Source organism: Flavobacterium sp. UBA4854 (assembly GCF_002399805.1).
GTDB lineage: Bacteria > Bacteroidota > Bacteroidia > Flavobacteriales > Flavobacteriaceae > Flavobacterium > Flavobacterium ginsengisoli.
The window spans coordinates 351-2,539 of the sequence record NZ_DHEI01000120.1; the positions used below are offsets into that span (position 1 = coordinate 351).

The 2,189-nt window shown below is 33.9% G+C and carries 2 protein-coding genes; both read left to right on the forward strand.

The genetic code is table 11. The features are described 5' to 3' along the window. The first annotated feature begins 293 nt into the window (after nucleotides 1-293). The gene (locus tag B3J44_RS17520; RefSeq protein ID WP_095929060.1) at nucleotides 294-605 is read left to right on the forward strand and encodes a rhodanese-like domain-containing protein; all 312 of its coding nucleotides are present in this window, start codon (nucleotides 294-296) and stop codon (nucleotides 603-605) included. Between the two features lie 73 nt (nucleotides 606-678). Beyond that, on the forward strand, nucleotides 679-2,189 hold a 1,511-nt coding region (locus tag B3J44_RS17525), incomplete at its 3' end, for an NADP-dependent glyceraldehyde-3-phosphate dehydrogenase (protein WP_286970000.1).

Below are 2,189 nucleotides of genomic sequence, written 5' to 3' on the forward strand. Positions count from 1 at the left end.
GTGGCGAATATATTTATCAAAATCGAATTAAAAAATGTATTTGTTTGCAAAGATAATGGTTTGAAGTGGGAATAATTATCAGAAAACTAGATTTAAGATTAATTTTATGTAAATGAAAAAATCCTATTTTCTATCGATTTTGTAGGCTGAATTTTTAAAAATAGTAACTAAATTTGTAATTCACTGATTATAATACTTTCTCTAAAACGTTTTCTGAGAATAATAATCGAAATCGCATTTGGTACGTTTTTCATATAGAGAAACGTCGTAATTTTACAAAAACACATTTTATTATGAATTTATCACAAGAAGATTGGGTTGCTCAGTTAGAAGCTGACGAAAATGCAGTTATACTTGATGTAAGAACTGAAGACGAATTTAATGACGGCTACATTGAGAATGCTCTAAATATTGATATCAATAAAGGGCAGGCATTTATCTATGAAATCGAAGAATTAGACAAAAATAAAAATTATTACGTATACTGCCGTTCTGGAGCTAGAAGCGCAAAAGCGTGTCAGATTATGAACGAATTAGGTATCGAAAACGCCTACAATCTGCTTGGAGGAATCCTGGATTGGGAAGGCGAAACAGTACAACCATAAAAGAAGAAGAGGCACTAAAAAAGCCTCTTTTTTCTTTTGAAAATGAATTACCAGACCATTAAATAACCAAATTATGAGTTTTATACCAGAAGAATATCAGATTAAAAGTTTGATAAATCAAGATACTTATCTTGTAAATGGAGAATTGAAACAATGGACAGGGCAAACCACACCTGTGTTTTCTACTATTTCTTCAACTGAAAAGTATTCGCCTACTTTATTAGGATCTATTCCTTTTATGGGAGAAAAAGAAGCAGCAGAAGTTGTTGAAGCTGCTACCAATGCATACGATATGGGGCAAGGTTTATGGCCAACTATGAAAGTAGTGGATCGTATTAAATGCATGGAAAAATTTGTGAAGCAAATGAAAGAAACCCGCGAAGAAGTAGTAAAACTTTTGATGTGGGAAATTGGAAAAAACCTTGGAGATTCACAAAAAGAATTCGACAGAACAGTAGAATATATTTACGATACTATTGCGAGTTATAAAGAATTAAACGGACGTAGTTCGCATTTTGAAAAAGTGCAAGGAGTAAACGCCATGATTCGCCGTGGACCTCTTGGAGTGGTTCTATGTCTTGGACCATATAATTATCCTTTAAATGAAACTTTTTCATTACTGATTCCTGCTTTAATTATGGGAAATACAGTAATCTTCAAACCTGCTAAACATGGTGTTTTATGTATCTCGCCATTGTTAGAAGCTTTCAGAAGCAGTTTCCCAAAAGGTGTAATCAATATTGTTTATGGTAGAGGACGTGAAGTGGCTTCTCCGATTATGAAATCTGGAAAAATTGATGTTTTGGCATTAATTGGAAACAGTAAATCGGCGATTGCTTTACAAGATCAGCATCCAAACAAAAACAGATTGCGTTTAATTTTAGGTTTAGAAGCTAAAAATCCAGCAATTATTCTTCCAGATGCCGATTTAGATTTGGCTATTCAGGAATGTATCACAGGAAGTTTGTCTTTTAACGGACAGCGTTGTACAGCGTTGAAAGTATTATATGTTCACGAATCAATTTCAGAAGAATTCAACAAACGTTTTGCAGAGAAAGTAGACAGTTTGCTTTTTGGAAATCCGTGGGAAAAAGGAGCTTCTTTAACGCCGCTTCCAGAAACAGATAAACCAAAATATATTCAAGGATTAATTGATGATGCTCTTCACAAAGGAGCTAAAGTGATCAATGAAAAAGGAGGAAAACATACCGATAATTATATTTTTCCAGCAGTTTTATATCCAGTAAATAAAGAAATGCGTGTTTACCACGAAGAGCAGTTTGGTCCAGTAGTTCCTGTACTTTCGTTTAAAGATATTAAAGAACCTTTAAAAGATATGGCAGAATCAAATTACGGACAGCAAGTAAGTTTGTTTGGTAAAGATATTAAAACGCTTGCACCGCTAATTGATGCTTTGGTTAATTTAGTATGTAGAGTAAACCTCAACAGTTCTTGTCAAAGAGGGCCAGATGCTTTCCCTTTCACAGGAAGAAAAGATTCTGCAGTAGGAACTTTGAGTATTCCAGATGCTTTGCGTTCTTTCTCAATCCGTACGTTTGTAGCTTCAAAAGATATCGATTATAA

Bases quoted from the DNA above. Each gene is read 5' to 3' on its own strand.
- B3J44_RS17520 (WP_095929060.1), top strand. From the start codon at position 294: ATGAATTTATCACAAGAAGATTGGGTTGCTCAGTTAGAAGCTGACGAA.